This window comes from Leptospira andrefontaineae (genome assembly GCF_004770105.1).
Lineage (GTDB): Bacteria > Spirochaetota > Leptospiria > Leptospirales > Leptospiraceae > Leptospira_B > Leptospira_B andrefontaineae.
Genome location: NZ_RQEY01000023.1, coordinates 166,757 through 182,175, shown reverse-complemented (window position 1 = coordinate 182,175; position 15,419 = coordinate 166,757). Strand labels below are relative to the sequence as shown.

At 42.5% G+C, this 15,419-nt stretch carries 11 protein-coding genes; 5 read left to right on the top strand and 6 right to left on the bottom strand.

The genetic code is table 11. The features are described 5' to 3' along the window. Positions 1 to 111: 111 nt before the first annotated feature. Positions 112 to 3,399, top strand: a complete 3,288-nt coding sequence (locus EHO65_RS17640) for an efflux RND transporter permease subunit (protein WP_135775858.1) — start codon at positions 112 to 114, stop codon at positions 3,397 to 3,399. Positions 3,400 to 3,446: 47 nt separating this feature from the next. Here the strand turns inward: EHO65_RS17640 and EHO65_RS17635 are convergent, their stop codons facing one another. Further along, positions 3,447 to 4,046: a TetR/AcrR family transcriptional regulator gene (locus EHO65_RS17635; protein WP_135775857.1), complete on the bottom strand. Its 600-nt coding sequence runs from the start codon at positions 4,044 to 4,046 to the stop codon at positions 3,447 to 3,449. Between the two features lie 3 nt (positions 4,047 to 4,049). After that, positions 4,050 to 5,039, bottom strand: coding sequence for an aldo/keto reductase (locus EHO65_RS17630; protein ID WP_135775856.1), 990 nt, complete (start codon positions 5,037 to 5,039; stop codon positions 4,050 to 4,052). A gap of 151 nt (positions 5,040 to 5,190) precedes the next feature. Here EHO65_RS17630 and EHO65_RS17625 point away from each other — a divergent pair, with 151 nt between their 5' ends. Continuing rightward, the gene (locus tag EHO65_RS17625) at positions 5,191 to 6,765 is read left to right on the top strand and encodes an FAD-dependent thymidylate synthase (RefSeq protein ID WP_135775855.1); all 1,575 of its coding nucleotides are present in this window, start codon (positions 5,191 to 5,193) and stop codon (positions 6,763 to 6,765) included. Positions 6,766 to 6,908: 143 nt separating this feature from the next. Further along, positions 6,909 to 8,087, top strand: coding sequence for a M20 metallopeptidase family protein (locus EHO65_RS17620; protein WP_135775854.1), 1,179 nt, complete (start codon positions 6,909 to 6,911; stop codon positions 8,085 to 8,087). A gap of 345 nt (positions 8,088 to 8,432) precedes the next feature. Here the strand turns inward: EHO65_RS17620 and EHO65_RS17615 are convergent, their stop codons facing one another. From EHO65_RS17615 to EHO65_RS17600, 4 genes are all read right to left on the bottom strand, one after another. After that, positions 8,433 to 8,861 (bottom strand): hypothetical protein, encoded by a 429-nt coding sequence (locus tag EHO65_RS17615; RefSeq protein ID WP_135775853.1) that lies wholly within the window; start codon positions 8,859 to 8,861, stop codon positions 8,433 to 8,435. Positions 8,862 to 9,115: 254 nt separating this feature from the next. Further along, positions 9,116 to 10,405: an aminopeptidase P N-terminal domain-containing protein gene (locus tag EHO65_RS17610; protein ID WP_135775852.1), complete on the bottom strand. Its 1,290-nt coding sequence runs from the start codon at positions 10,403 to 10,405 to the stop codon at positions 9,116 to 9,118. Positions 10,406 to 10,407: 2 nt separating this feature from the next. Further along, positions 10,408 to 11,430, bottom strand: a complete 1,023-nt coding sequence (locus tag EHO65_RS17605) for a glycosyltransferase family 9 protein (protein ID WP_135775851.1) — start codon at positions 11,428 to 11,430, stop codon at positions 10,408 to 10,410. Continuing rightward, positions 11,431 to 12,555: a thiolase family protein gene (locus tag EHO65_RS17600; RefSeq protein WP_135775850.1), complete on the bottom strand. Its 1,125-nt coding sequence runs from the start codon at positions 12,553 to 12,555 to the stop codon at positions 11,431 to 11,433. It lies immediately after the preceding gene. A 131-nt stretch (positions 12,556 to 12,686) separates the two neighbouring features. Here EHO65_RS17600 and bfr point away from each other — a divergent pair, with 131 nt between their 5' ends. Both bfr and EHO65_RS20170 read left to right on the top strand, forming a co-directional pair. Then, on the top strand, positions 12,687 to 13,154 hold the full coding sequence (bfr, locus tag EHO65_RS17595; RefSeq protein WP_100711546.1) for a bacterioferritin: 468 nt from the start codon (positions 12,687 to 12,689) through the stop codon (positions 13,152 to 13,154). A 1,092-nt stretch (positions 13,155 to 14,246) separates the two neighbouring features. Beyond that, the gene (locus tag EHO65_RS20170; RefSeq protein ID WP_135775955.1) at positions 14,247 to 15,413 is read left to right on the top strand and encodes a THUMP domain-containing class I SAM-dependent RNA methyltransferase; all 1,167 of its coding nucleotides are present in this window, start codon (positions 14,247 to 14,249) and stop codon (positions 15,411 to 15,413) included. The last annotated feature ends 6 nt before the right edge of the window (positions 15,414 to 15,419 follow it).

Here is a 15,419-nt window from a genome sequence, read left to right as displayed (position 1 = left end):
TGGGATCAGTTCCTTTCTATAGTTACTTTTAAGAGATCCTTTTTCTCAAAAACCATTCGACAAGTCCGGACTGATTGGGAATTTGTACGTATCCTTGCCCGGAACCCTTCCATGATAGATAAACTGATACGTATCTCCATTAAGAACAGGATTTTCATCCTGATACTCACTGCAGGCGTGACCATTATTGGTTTTTATAACGCATATCAACTTTCTATCGATGCGATCCCGGATATCACAAACGTTCAGGTTTCCGTAGTCACTCAGTCTCCCGGTCTTTCTCCTGTAGAGGTAGAACAGTTCATCACATATCCGATTGAGATGGAACTTACCGGTGTTCCTCACGTAACAGAGATCCGTTCTATTTCCAGAACTGGAGTGAGTAGTGTTACGGTTATCTTCAAAGATGGAACGGATATTTATTTTGCAAGACAGCTAATCAACGAAAGATTGAGAGCAGCCGAGGCAGTGATCCCTAAAGGATATGGAAGCCCAGAACTTTCTCCGATTGCAACAGGTCTTGGGGATATTTACGAATTCGTTCTAACGAGTGATCGTCATAATCCGGAAGAACTCAGGACCTATATGGAATGGGAACTTGCAAGAGAGATCAAATCCACCGAAGGGATTATCGACGTAAATATCATCGGCGGAGAAGCAAGACAGTATCAGATCAAGATCGATCCACAAAGATTAGCAGTTCATAATATTACATTATCTCAACTTTGTGATAAACTGGAGACAGCAAACCAGAACACAGGTGGTGGTTATATCTCTAAAAGTGCGGAACAGATCGTGATCCGCGGCGAAAGCCAATTCAAAACCGTGGATGAGATCCGTAACGTTGCGGTCCAAACGGAAAGAGACGGAGTTCCTCTACTCTTAGGACAGATCGCAACTGTAGAAACAGGCCCCGCACTTCGTTTCGGACTTATGACCAAAGACGCAAAAGGAGAAGTTGTTGGCGCCACAGCAATGATGCTCATGGGCCAAAACTCTTTGGAAGTAGTAAAACGGGTCAAAGAAAAAGTAGAAGTATTAAGAGCTAGACTTCCGGAAGGAATGAAGATCGTAACATTCTATGATCGTTCCGAATTTATCGGAAGAACCTTAGGCACTATCTTCACAAACCTTGCTGAAGCCGCAGTACTTGTGATCATCGTTTTGATCTTTGCACTTGGAACCGTAAAAGGTGCACTCTTAGTCAGTTTATCCATTCCAATCCCGATGCTTGCCGCCACAATCTTTATGAGAATGTTCGGTATCGTCGGTAACTTAATGTCTCTCGGAGCCTTAGACTTCGGACTCTTGGTGGACGGAACCATCGTGATGTTGGAATCCGTTCTTCACGGTTTTATCTTAAAACAGGCTTTTTACGAACAACAGAATTCACAAGAAGATAGAAAACTCGCGGCAGAACAGATCATCACCGATTCCTGCGTGAGAGTGGCAAGAGCCGCAGCATTCTCCGTAGGGATTATCTTGCTGGTCTATTTGCCTCTCATGACCTTAGAAGGTGTGGAAGGCAGAATGTTCAAACCGATGGCGATGACAGTTGCCATCTCACTTGCTATGGCACTTCTATTCTCGCTTACAACATTCCCGGCAGCGGCGAGTATCCTATTCCAAACTCCTATATTCCATCATAGTAAATTCTGGGACAGAGCGGAAGAAATTTACATGCGACTTCTCGACTTTGGAATGGCGAACAAAAAGATATTCTTAAGAGCAGGTATAGGAGTATTTGTAGTTTCTTTAATATTAGGATCTACTTTAGGATCAGAATTCCTTCCAAGAATAGATGAGGGAGAATTCGCGATAGATATCAAACGACTTCCATCTACTTCAATAAACTATTCCAGAGATACGAATATGGAAATGGAAAGGGTCCTCGCGACTTTTCCCGAAGTGACAAGCGTTGTGAGCAAGATGGGTCGAGGTGAATCTGCAGCGGAACCAATCGGAACGGAAGAAGGAGAATCCATGGTGAAACTGCTTCCTCCTAAAGAATGGACAAGTGCTTCTTCCAGGGACGAACTCATGGACAAGATGAAGGACGCGATCTTAAAATCGGTTCCTTCCAGTACAATCTCACTTTCACAACCGATCGAGAACAGGGTAAATGCACTTCTCTCCGGATCTAAAGCGGATGTCGTAATTAAAATTTATGGGGATGATCTCCAAACTCTAAAGGAAACCGCAGCAAAATTTGCGGATAAGATCAAAAAGGTCCCTGGAGCAGCAGACTTACGGGTGCAAAGAGTACTCGGTCTTCCTTTAATCCAGATCAAAGCAGACAGACAAAAGATGGCGCGTTACGGCGTAGCTGCAGAAGAAATTCTCACCACTGTAGAATCATTACGTATCGGAAGAAAAGCAGGAAAAGTATTCGAAGGATTCAAACGATTCGACTTAGTAGTTCGCTTACAATTGGATGTTTCGGATCTGGACAAATTGGAAAATATTCCAGTCATGACTTCTACCGGTGTCACGGTCCCTCTTGGCCAGGTAGCAACAATAGAATTCGTCGAAGGTCCTGCCGCAATTTATAGAGAATCCTTAAAACGTAGGATCATGGTAGAAACAAACGTACGAGGAAGAGACTTAGTAGGTTTCGTAAATGAGGCGCAGAAAGTCACTGCAGATATAGAAAAAAATCTTCCGGAAGGTTATAGAACGGATTGGGGCGGCCAGTTCGAGAACTTCCAAAGAGCAAAAAACAGATTATTGATGGTGGTACCGATCGCACTCGGAATCATCTTTGTGATGTTAATCGCTGCATTCGGAAATATTTATTATGCTGCCGGAGTATTCATCGTAGTCCCACTCGCAGTTGCAGGAGGGATCATAGGACTTGTGCTTAGAGGTCTTCCTTTCAGTATTCCTGCCGGCGTCGGATTTATCGCAGTAAGCGGTATCGCAGTATTGAACGGAGTTGTATACGCCTCCACCCTCAAAGAAGAATTAGAAAAAGGGATTACTATCTCCAAAGCGGTATTATCAGCAGGACTTCATTCACTTCGTCCGGTAATGACAACTGAGATCATTGCTGCAGTCGGATTTATTCCGATGGCGATCTCCACTATGGCCGGGGCAGAAGTGCAAAGACCTTTGGCAACAGTGGTGATCTTCGGAGTAATCGTTGCGACTGTTCTATCTCGAGTACTTCTTCCTATCGTGATGGAATTCCTACTGAATATTTACCAAGACCAAGAAAGAAGAAAAGAAGCTCGTAAAAGAAAATTAGAGTCCGAGTTCCAAGCTTCCAGAGCCCGAGAAAGGCTTCCTGAAACTTTAGAAGAAGTCTCCTGGGACAGCGAAGAGTTCCAAGAGGAACAGGAAGAGGTTGTAAGTTCAAAATCAAAACGTTCCAAGAACGGAGTAAAAAAGAGAAAGTAGAAATGGGCACCTTGTTGGAACTCCAACATGGGCTAACACTACCGAATTTACTTCTTACTCTTTAACCCAGATAGAAGTGTATTCACAACGGATCGTAAAAATTCGATCCGGTCTTCTTCTATATTATCGAATACCATGCGTGGATGATGGAAGGCAGCGGTTCCTTCGAAAATGATTCTTGCTCCCTCTTTGGGAGTATTACAAAAAAATAATCCTTTTTGGATCCCTTCTTGGACCATTGCTTCCAGTTGCTCATACATTGTTTGGATATGTTTTTTAACGAACGGTCTTGTTTTCTCTGCGGAATTATTAAATGCGGTATAAATTCTTGGATCTGACTGGACCTTCTCTCTTTTCATCATATGAAGTGTCATAAGCCATTCTAGAATTCTTTCTTCTAATGGATTTTTTTTTGCGGAAATTTCTGCAAGAGCGATATCAATACGATCCAACCATCTTTTAGAAATGGAATCGAGTAATGCCTCTTTATCCGCGAAATGTTTATATAGAGCAGCGTGACTTAGGTTTAGATTCCTAGCCACGTCTGTAAGTTTCAAACGCTCGACACCGTTTCTTCTGATCTCAATCTCTGCGGCATCGAGCACTTTTTCTTGTAATTCTTCTGGCTTTAAACCTGTTTTAGGCATCTCTCATTTAACGACGAGCTGCATCGAATGAGAAGGATATCTATCTCCTTGGAAGGCGCCTTCCGGAAAAGAATCGTCCAGGGTCTTCACTTCTTCCGGACTTAAATGGACCGAAAGAGCTTCTAAATTTTCCCTAAGGCTTTCTCTTCTTGTGGAACCGATTAAAGGGAAAATATCTTCTCCCTTATGAAGCACCCAAGCGATAGCGAGTTGGGCAGTAGAACAACCCTTCTTCTTTGCAAGCTCTTGAAGCAGACTCACACGCTCCAAATTCGCTTCAAGGTTTTTTCCCTGAAAGCGAGGAGAAATGGATCTAAAATCAGCAACACCCAAAGCATTTTCAATCTTTCCGGTCAAAAGTCCTCTGCCCACAATTCCATATGGAACGATCGCAACTCCAAGTTCTCTTGCAGTCTCTAGGAGTTCCTTCTCAATCACACGAGTTGCCAAAGAATATTCAATTTCCAAAGCGGTGACAGGATGGACCTTATGAGCTCTTCTCAAATTTTCAGGAGAAGCTTCCGAAAGTCCAAGATAACGCACATAACCTTCCTTGATCAGATCTGCGATCGCACCCACAGTTTCTTCGATCGGAATTTCCGGATCAACTCTGGAAGCTTGGTAAATATCGATCACATCAACCCCAAGTCTGGTAAGAGAATGTGCCGCAAAGTTTTTCACAGAGTTCGGTCTGAAATCATATCCGATGAATTCTCCGGTTGGCTTACGAAGTCCTCCGAATTTAACGCTGATCATGGGCTTGTTCTTTCTCCCCTTAAGCGCTTCCGAGATCAAAAGTTCGTTATGACCGATCCCGTAAAAGTCTCCCGTATTCAGAAAATTGATCCCTGAATCCAAGGCTTCGTGGATGGTCGCGATGGATTCCTGCCTGTTTCTGGTCTCCTTTGTGCCGTAGAAGTCCGACATTCCCATACAGCCCAAGCCAACTTGGGAAACCTCTGGGCCATTTTTGCCTAATTTTCTCAGTTTCATTCGAAACCTCCATTTAGTTACAATTTACATTTTTTATAATTTGTAACTAAATACAAGCAATTTTCTAAACGGTTTTTGTAGAAGTTCCTACATTTCTTGCTTTTCGCTTACCGACATAATACCATTTTAGTTTTCCGGAGTAGCAGATCCCATGGAACACCAGAAACCAATCGTTCAACTTTTAGATGCGACCACAGAACCTTTCAACCTAGCCATCGCTTCTGCCAGAACCTGCTATTCTTCTAAAGGGATCCTTCTTCCAGAAGACATGATCCGCACGGAAAAATCCCTGGAGATCAGGGACAAGGTAGCCAAATCCACTAAAAAAGCGGGCCACCTCACCACAAGACAACATCCTCATTTTATATTCACACTGGACAAGGTGTCTCGTCAGTTCGTTTGGTCCTTTCTACATTCTCATCCTTATTATAACTCGGAACAGGTGAGCCAAAGATATGTAGAAGTTAAAAAGGAAAATTATTATATCCCACCTACTCTTTCCGGAAAACAGAAAGAACTTTATCTGGAAGCTGTAGAATCAGCGTCTAACGCGTATTTTGAATTTGTAGAATTATTACATCCATTTATCCAGGACGAATATTTCCTAGTATACAAGGCTCGTGCGAATTATCCGGAAAAATGGCAGCAACCTATCAAGAAGAAGTGTTTAGAAGTAGCACGTTATCTTCTACCTTTGGGAACTTATACTTATTTATATCATTCAGTCAATGGACTCACTCTTCATAGATACCATCGTTTGATGAATTCTTTCGACGTTCCTGAAGAGCAACGTTTAGTTGTAGAAGAGATGATCGAAAAAGTAAAAGAGATCGATCCTCTTTATGTGGAAGAAATGGATGATCCGATCCCTCTCGAAGAAACTGCAGAATATAAATTTTTCAAAGACTTCTACCAAGATGGTTCTTCTGAATATAGACCGGAAGCTGCTAAAAATTTCGTAAGAGAATTCGACGAGGATATGGACAATCGTTATTCCAGATTGGTTTCCTATTCCTCCAACGGTCCTGAGGTTCTAGCTTCTTCCGTTCGAGCAGTATTAGGATTATCTAAAAATTCTTTAAGTGACGAAGAAGCGATCCGACTCGTGATGGACCCTTCTAAAAATAAACATCTGACTTCTACCCTGAATGAGACTACAATGAGCCCTCTATCCAGAGCGATGTTCAATGTACATTATTCTTTCAAAAAAAGGATCTCTCATTCTGCGGATAGCCAAGACCAAAGGCATAGAATGGTGCCCGGCTCTCGTCCAGTGCTCATGAGCCAATATACTGGGATGCCAGATTATATCGTTCCTAAAGTTGTATTAAAATATCCTCAATTAGAAGAAACTTATAGAAGAAGAATGGATGAAATTTTCAAGAGCCTGAACCGTTTTATCGACGCAGGTGGATCTGCGGAGCATGCTTCTTATCTTCTTCCGAATGCATTCCCTATACGATTTTATGAAAGCGGGGATCTACTGAACCTTCATCATAAATGGAGAGCAAGAACCTGTTATAATGCTCAGGAAGAAATTTTCCAAGCATCTATCAACGAACTTGTGGATCTGACAAAGGTCCAACCTGAGATTGCAAAATGGATCAAGGCTCCTTGTTGGATCCGTCTGCAAGGCGATATCAAACCATATTGCCCGGAAGGAGATCATTATTGTGGAACCCAGGTTTGGAAAAGAGAATTGGACGAGTACGATAGAACTCTGTAATAGTCGTCCCTTCTTCAACTTCACTTCATCCAGATAAGATATTAAGCAATGGGAACGTAGAAAGGCCTGGTTTCTCTTTTCCCAAAAAATAAAAAAAGAAGGGACTAAAAACCGATTTCAGGGTAAATCATCCTAGATATATCATGAAAACAGTTTCCCCTACAAGGACCGAAGAATTGGTCCGATACCGCAGATTCATTCATAAACATCCCGAACTCAGATACGAGGAAGTTGGGACAGCGGATTTCGTTTCTAAACATTTAGAATCCTTAGGTTATACTTTTCAATCCGGAATCGCAAAAACAGGCATCGCCTGCCTTATTGATTCGGGAAAACCAGGCAAAACTCTTTTAGTAAGAGCGGATATGGATGCACTTCCTATCTTTGAAGAGAATAAGACGGATTACACCTCCGTTCATAATGGAGTCATGCATGCATGCGGCCATGACGCTCATACTTCCGTTTTAATGGGGCTTGCTTCCGAACTAAAAGAAAATCCAAGCGCTATCGTTCCAAAAGGAAGGGTACTGTTGGTATTCCAACCGGCCGAAGAAGGTGGACAAGGCGCAGATCGTATGATAGAAGAAGGAATATTAGAAAAATACGATGTTTCAGCGGCATTGGCTCTTCATGTGTGGAATCATATCCCCGTAGGAAAAGTGGGAGTCGTAGACGGCCCAATGATGGCAGCAGTAGATGAATTCCAGATCACCGTGCAAGGGATAAGTGGACACGGAGCAATGCCTCAACATACAGTGGATCCTATATTAGTAGGTTCTCATATAGTCGCCGCTCTTCAAAGTATCGTGTCCCGAAACACTGATCCCCTCGACTCTTGTGTGGTAACAGTGGGAGCATTCCATGCAGGACATGCATTTAATGTAATTTCAGAAACTGCAGAGCTAAAGGGTACAATCCGAACATTTACGAAAGAAATGTTCGATAAGGCACCTGAGTTATTCAAAAGGGTCGTAGAAAATACTGCCTCTGCTTTCGGCGCAAAGGCGATCATCCATTATGAAAGAACGAATGCTCCGACAATCAACCATCCAGAAATGGCGAATATCGTCCGAAAAGCTTCGGAGAATATTTTAGGTCCCGACTCAGTCACAGAAGAACATGCAAAAACTATGGGTGGAGAGGACTTTTCAGCATTCTTAATGAAAGTCCCAGGATGTTATTTTTTCGTGGGCTCCATGAATGAAGAAAAGGGTCTGATTCATCCACACCATAGTTCTAAGTTCGATATAGACGAATCTTCTCTTCCGATAGGTTTATCTGTGATGAAGGAAGCGATCCGACTTTATTTGGAGACTCATTAGAAAGATCTAACTTCGCCAAGATGAAGTTCCTGCGAATGGGATTTGCCCGTTTGTTGGAATTCCAACGTGGAAAAGGAGACCGCCCCCGCCCCTTCGCAACGACAATAGGAGTGAGAAGACGACCAGCTTTGCTTGAGTCGTTGACGAAAGTCAAACGAATCGGACCCTAAATCAATACGATAAGCTTGATCGAAAGCAAATTTGCAAAACCGGCCCCCACCCGAGTTCGGGTGGAGGAGGTGGGCTTGTGGGAGAAGCCTTTCCCCCTATACACTAAAACTCTCTAAACTTCAACCCAATTTCCATTCACAATCTATGTTGGAATTCCAACATAATGTTCCGAGCCTAAGCTCCCCAGGACAGAAACTGATCCTCGTTTTTTGAAATTTCATTTTTCAGATTTGAATTTTCATTTCGAAACGACTGAAACCCGGAAGTCAAGATCCACTCCATCCTTAAAAGTGAATTCAAAAAACTACTAGTAGAAACATTCCTTTCCTTAGCGTAACCTGTTGCTTCCCAATAATCGGCCCCATAAACTCTAATCCTTTTTCTGGAATCGCTACTTTTTACTTTTTCAAAATCGAATCTCAGAATTTTGCCCTTTTGTCGCCTTTCTCTAAAAGATGAGATCAGGAATTGTAGAATTTCCTTCGGTTCACCCAAACGTAAGACCCCGTCTCTCCAGATCGATTCCATTTCCAAAGGAATTCTCCAATCCACTTGGATCGTTCCTTTGTTCTCTAATATTTGTTTTCTAAATATTTCTTCCATATTCGCTCCCGAATGTTGGGATCGAATCCATAGCATGCAGTGGATATCAGCAAATGAAAAATGAAAGGAATATTAAAATTTTTGAATTTAGTTCGTCTTAGACCGGGATTAGCGACTAAGACGAAAATTTTAGAGACGTAAGCAAGAAATCGAAATCGCAGTCAAACATAAAACCGGCGGCCCCGCTCCATACGAAAGATTACTTGGAATGAATATTCCAGTCTACATTATAGAAATTGAATTGAAAATTTTCGTCAGGCTCTCATCGCCTCAATCTCATCCACTTCTTTCGCGATCATAGAAGTCAGAACTACAGGGCTGTCTCCGTTCACCAAAACATCATCCTCTATTCGAACTCCGATCCCTCTGAATCCCGCAGGAATTGTTTCATCCGTAGGATCAAAATATAATCCTGGTTCCACAGTTACAACAAGCCCATTCTGCATAGGTTTACTTTTTCCATTCTCGAAATAGCGCCCTACATCATGCACATCCATTCCGAGATAGTGACCTGTCCTATGCATATAAAATCTGCGGTATTCTCCCCTTTCTATGACCTCTGAAATATTTCCCTTCAATAACCCTATGTCAATCAATCCGGAAGTCAGATTTTTCACAGTCTTCTCATGAACTGCATTAAACTCCACACCTTGTTTTGTATCCAAGATCGCCTGTTTCTGCACATCCAATACGAGTTGATAAATAGTTCTTTGTTCTGAAGTGAATTTTTTTCCCGAAGGGAAAACGCGGGTAACGTCTGCGGTATAATAATCCTTCTCCGCTCCGCTATCCACTAAAATAAGTTCGTTATCTCCGATCTTTGCTCTGTTAGTCGTATAATGTAGAATGGTTGCATTTTTTCCTGCGGCGACTATATGGCCGTACCCTCCACCCCATGCGCCATGTTTCAAATATTCAGATTCCAGAATGGACTCTAATTCGAATTCGTACATCCCGACTTTCGTTTCTTTGAATAATCTCTCATGGCCGAGTGCAGTGATCCTGGAAGACTCTTTTAATTTATCGATCTCTTCCGGGGATTTTAACATTCTCATCTCATGGAGAAAATTAGGGATTTCCCATCTTTGGGGACCGAATTTACCTTCTCGGAGTCTTCTGTTCAAAGAACTGATCAGTTCGAGTAACTCTGAATCTCTTTTGGAGTCCTTTCCAAAAAAATGATATAGTGTGAATTGATTGGTGAGAATATCCGAAATTTTAGAATCCCATTCTCCAAGATCAAAACTTTGATCCAGCTCTAACCTTCTTTTGATCTCTTCTCTGCCAAGACGAATGCCTGTCCAAATTTCTTTTTCTTTATCTTTAGGAAGTGCAAAATGAGCGGAGAAGTCCCTACGTAAAACCAAAACACCATCTTCTTCCTCAATACCTGTCAGATAATAATAATCGGAGTCCTGTCTAAATTTATACTCCACATCTCTATTACGGATCTTTTGAGGAGCAGCAAAGATAAGTAGGACTTCCGACTCTTTCAAAAGATTCTGAACTTCTCGGATCCGTTTTCTAAAAATGTTTTGGTCCATAATTATCCTTTTATTAGACGAATTCCTTCTTCCACCATTCTGTCCGTATCCTGTTCCAACATACAACGAAAATGTTTTTTAGGGCAGACCCTTCCCCCATGAATACCGCAAGGACGACAGTCTAGGCCGTTTATTTCCGATATAAACACTTTGCTTGCCAATGGAGTATAACCGAATGCAGGGATGGTGGCGCCGAAAGCGGCCAGAGTTGGAATATTAAATGCAGAAGCAAAATGAATGGGAGAAGAATCATTGGTCACAAGAAGTGCTGCTCCACTCATCAGATAACTCATCTCAGGAAGGGATGTCTTACCGGCAAGGTTGATCCCGAAACCTTCTCCTACTTCTTCGCAAAGTTTAGAATCTCCTTTGCCTCCGGTCAGAACGATTTTTAGTCCAGTTCTTTCATGTAGAAGTTTACTAACCGTTTTGAATTTATCCGCCGGTAAACGTTTTGTTTCCCAAACAGAAGAAGGAGAAACGAGTATATAATTCCCCTTTTCCAAACCATTCTTTTTCATTTCGGATTGGATCCCTATAACTGATTCAGGTTTCCAAAACAGTTCGGGCCGCCTCGAAATAGTCTTTCTTTCTTCTTCCGAATAAATAAGAGAAAGAAGTTTGTCCACCTCATGAGGTCCTCTTAATAATCTTGGCTTTTTTTCATTTAATAAAAATGAAAATCCTGCTGTCTTATAACCTATCCTTCTTTTAGCTCCGCTTAAAAAAGAGATTATGGAAGAACGAAATGAAAAATGTGGAGAAATACAAATTGCAAAATTATGTTTTCTTAATTCTTTACAGAAATCCCAAAAACCGAAAAAGGAAGATTTGATCTGTTTTTTATCCAAAGGGATGATCTGATCTATCCAAGGATTCCCTTCTAAAACGGATTCGGTCCCCTTGTTCACGATCACTGTCATTTTAGATCCAGGAAACCTTCTCTTGATCTCCCTAAATAACGGAGTAGTTAAGATCAGGTCGCCTAAGAATGCGGTTTGGATGACTAAAATATTTTCGGACATTTATCTTTTCGCCTCTAGGATGGTTGCAAAATTATTCACTCCCAATCCTCCGATGGATAAACCGAGTGCAGTATCCGTATCATTCGTATTCATAAATTCACAAAGTTCAGCGATCTGCGCGAGACCTGAAACTCCCACCGGATGACCTCTTGTTTTCAAGCCTCCGGATGGATTGATCGGCAGCCTTCCTCTTTTGTCAGTGATCCCTTCTGCCACATTTGCAAGCGCCTTACCTTGGGGAAATAAACCGGCATCTTCTGCTGCAATGATCTCAAAGATCGTAAATGCGTCGTGAAGTTCGGCTACTTTAATATCGGAAGGTTTTTTGCCAGATTCTGCGTAAGCCTGTTCGAATGCAGATTTAGAAGCAGGAAAACTAAGTCCTCCTGGAACTCCATTTACCTGGCCCAAACCATGTCCCGTGCCGGTAATTTCGATTTTTTTGCGGTCCTTCTTCAGTCTTTCCGGATCGGTTTCCAATAGTAATGCGCAGGAACCGTCCGACAAAGGAGAAATATCATATAAACATAATGGACTGGAGAACATAGGAGAAGAGAAGTATTCCTCTTCGCTTAAGTTTTTTTGAATATGTGCGATCTTATTCTCAAGACCGCTATCGTGAAGTTTCTTAGATAATCTAAAAAGTTCCTTTCTAGTATATCCGAAATCCCTTAAGTACCTGGTTGCTGTCAGGGCGCCACCCTGGGCCATCGACATAGCCAGATTTCTTTGCTGGGAAGAAAGTACGGAACCCAAAAGAAGATTATTCTCTTCTCTAGGAAGTCTACTCATGACTTCTGTCCCGATCACAATTCCTCTTTTAAATTTTCCTGATAGAAGAAGATAACGGGCCAGATGTAGAGCAGAAGCCCCACTAGACGATGCAGTCTCCGAACGAATAGCGAACAAGGAAGAAAGTCCCAGATCTTCTTTGATCTTTGCCGGTAAAAAAATTTCCCCAGTATAACGTTCCGGGGCCATACATGCGAATATTAGAAATTCAGGAACGAAATCCGGGTTCCTTTTAAGTAGCTGATTTGCAGTCTCATAAGATAGCGATTGATAATCGGAATCAGTCTTGCCAAATTTACTTAAATGTGAGTCGAGCACATAGGCCGAGGTCATATTCCTACAAATTTTACTGCTCTCGATTTCGAGCAAAGTCAAAAACTTAAAGATCTACTCTGCCTTTTTTGGAATCTCGCTTTTCAAAATAGGCACTCTCGTTTATAGTGATCTGAGGTAGGAGAAACGACGTGAAAGGAAACCAAGAAGTCCTCGAAATCTTAGCGGAAGTGCTCTCCGCCGAACTCACAGCGATCAACCAGTATTTTATCCACGCTAAGTTGAACAAGAACTGGGGTTATGACAAGCTTGCTTCTTACATGAAGAAGGAATCCATCGAAGAGATGAATCACGCAGACCAAGTGATCGAGCGTATACTCTTCCTGGACGGAATTCCTGATCTGCAAAGATACATGAAGATCAATGTAGGCAAGGATATCGAAAGTATCCTAAAGAATGATTTAGACGTAGAGTATAATGCCGTAGAACGTTTGAATCGTGGGATAGAAATTACCACCAAGAATAAAGACAACGGCACACGTGAATTGCTCGAGAAGATCCTCGTCTCCGAGGAGGAGCATATCGACTGGCTCGAGGCCCAGCTAGAGATCATCAAAACCATTGGGGTCCAAAATTATTTGGCCCAACAAATCGCCTAAGCATTGAATTCCAAAAAACCATCCCCTAAAAAATCCCCTTCTTCCGGTTATGGCAAGAAGGGGCCTTCTAATAAATCAGGTTCTTCTTTTTCAAAACCGACTCGCTCCAAAAACTCGAGCGCAGATAAAGATTCCGATCGTAAACCATATCGCTCTAAAGAAAGAGGCGATTCAGAAAGACCTTACCGCTCCAAAGACGGAAACTCTAAGTCAGGATATTCTTCCGACAAACCTAAAGATAGATCCTTCAAAAAGCCTGACTTCAAAACGAGAAAAGAAGAAGGATCCGAAAGGCCTTATAAAAGAAGAGAAGATAGAGAATCTTCCGATTTCAAAAGAGAAAGAGGAGACTCTAAACCTTTTCGTTCCGGCAATGATAGAAAGCCGCCTGCTCGATCCGGAAATCGTAAATTTTCAGACGATGACAAAAAGCCTTACCGCGAAAAAGATTCCGATCGAGGAGATCGTAAACCATTCTCCCGTAATTCTGATCGTGGAGAAAGAAAGCCATACTCTCGTGACTCCGACCGCGGAGATAGAAAACCATTCTCTCGCGACTCTGACCGTGGAGAAAGAAAACCATTCTCTCGTGACTCCGACCGTGGAGAAAGAAAACCTTTTTCTCGAGATTCTGGCAGAGGTGAACGTAAACCATTCGCTCGCAACTCCGATCGAGAAGAAAGAAAACCATTCTCCCGCAATTCAGACCGCGGAGAAAGAAAGCCATACTCTCGTGACTCCGACCGCGGAGATAGAAAACCCTTCTCTCGTGACTCTGATAGAGGTGAACGAAAACCTTTTTCCGGAAATACAAGAAGAGAAGGTAGAAGTTCCTACGGTGAAAATTCTGACCGCGGCGAACGGAAACCATTCTCACGTAATTCAGATCGCGGAGAAAGAAAACCTTTCTCTCGAGATTCTGACCGCGGCGAAAGAAAACCGTTTTCTCGTGACTCTGACAGAGGTGAACGTAAACCATTCTCCCGTGACTCAGATCGTGGAGAAAGGCGTCCTTTTTCTCCACGCGGAAAAGAAGGATTTCGTTCCGAACGTCCAACTCGTCCTTACGAAGAAGATAATTTCAGAGAAGGGATTCGTCCCGGTTGGCAGTCCGGGAAACTTTCTCTTTCCGAATTCGATAGACCGGAAGCACTCACATATCACGCGTCATGTGGAGACGGCCTTGCATTCTTATTAAAAGAAGAAGTGAAAGAAGCAGGTCTCGAAATTCTTTCCGACAATAGAGGAGGAGTTTTCTTTAAGGGACCTTCCAAAAAAGTCAGGGACTTCTGTTTGAGTTCCGGGATTTCTTCCGGGATCAGCTTTGAATTATCTTCTTGGTCGGATATACAAGGACCGGACGATCTATACGAAGTCGCGGCAATGTTCCCTTTCGAGAAATTACTTTCTCCAGGCACCAAGTTCAGAATAGACGCTGCTACAAAAGATAGCCTGCAAGATTCACGTTATGCGACTTATCGTTTAAAAGACGCGATCTTCGACAGATTTAGGGCCCAAGGCCTGGAATTGCCGGAAGCAGATCGTGAAGAACCGGAAGTACTATTCTACCTTCGTTCCAGAATGAACCAGGTTAAATTATATCTGGCATTACACGCTCAACCTTTACAGAGAAGAGGCCATGGAAGAGAAGGTGGAGAAGCTCCACTCAGAGAAACTTTGGCTCAAGCGCTTCTCCGTTTTTCAGGCTGGAAACCGGGAGAGGCATTGTACGATCCATTCTGCGGCTCGGGAACTCTATTGATAGAGGCAGCACTCAGAATGAGAAATGGTGGCTGGGTGAATTACAAAAGTTTATCTAGATCTTCTATCTTCACTCGACTTTTTGGACCTTGCAAAGCGAAAGAAGAATGGAACTCCAAGGAGACTCTACTGTTCGGTTCTGATATTTCCGAAGAAGCTATTGAACTTGCAAAGAAGAATGCTAAAGAAGCAGGAATCGCCGACCTGATCCGTTGGAAGGTTGCTTCCGCAGAAGAACTGGATTCCAGCCTTGGATTCAAAGAAGGGAAAATTGTGACTAATCCTCCTTACGGAGTTCGATTGGGAGATAAGGAATCCGTTTCCGAACTTTATTCCAGCTGGGGAGAGGCTTTGAAGAAGAATTTCTCCGGATCCTATGTGGCTTTAGTAGCAGGAGATCCTTCCCTTTTAGGTTTCTTAAAACTGAAGTCTGACAAAGAACAATCCGTCACCATAGCAAAGTTGAAAGGAAAATTAGTTGCCTATCAGATCGACTAAATCAGA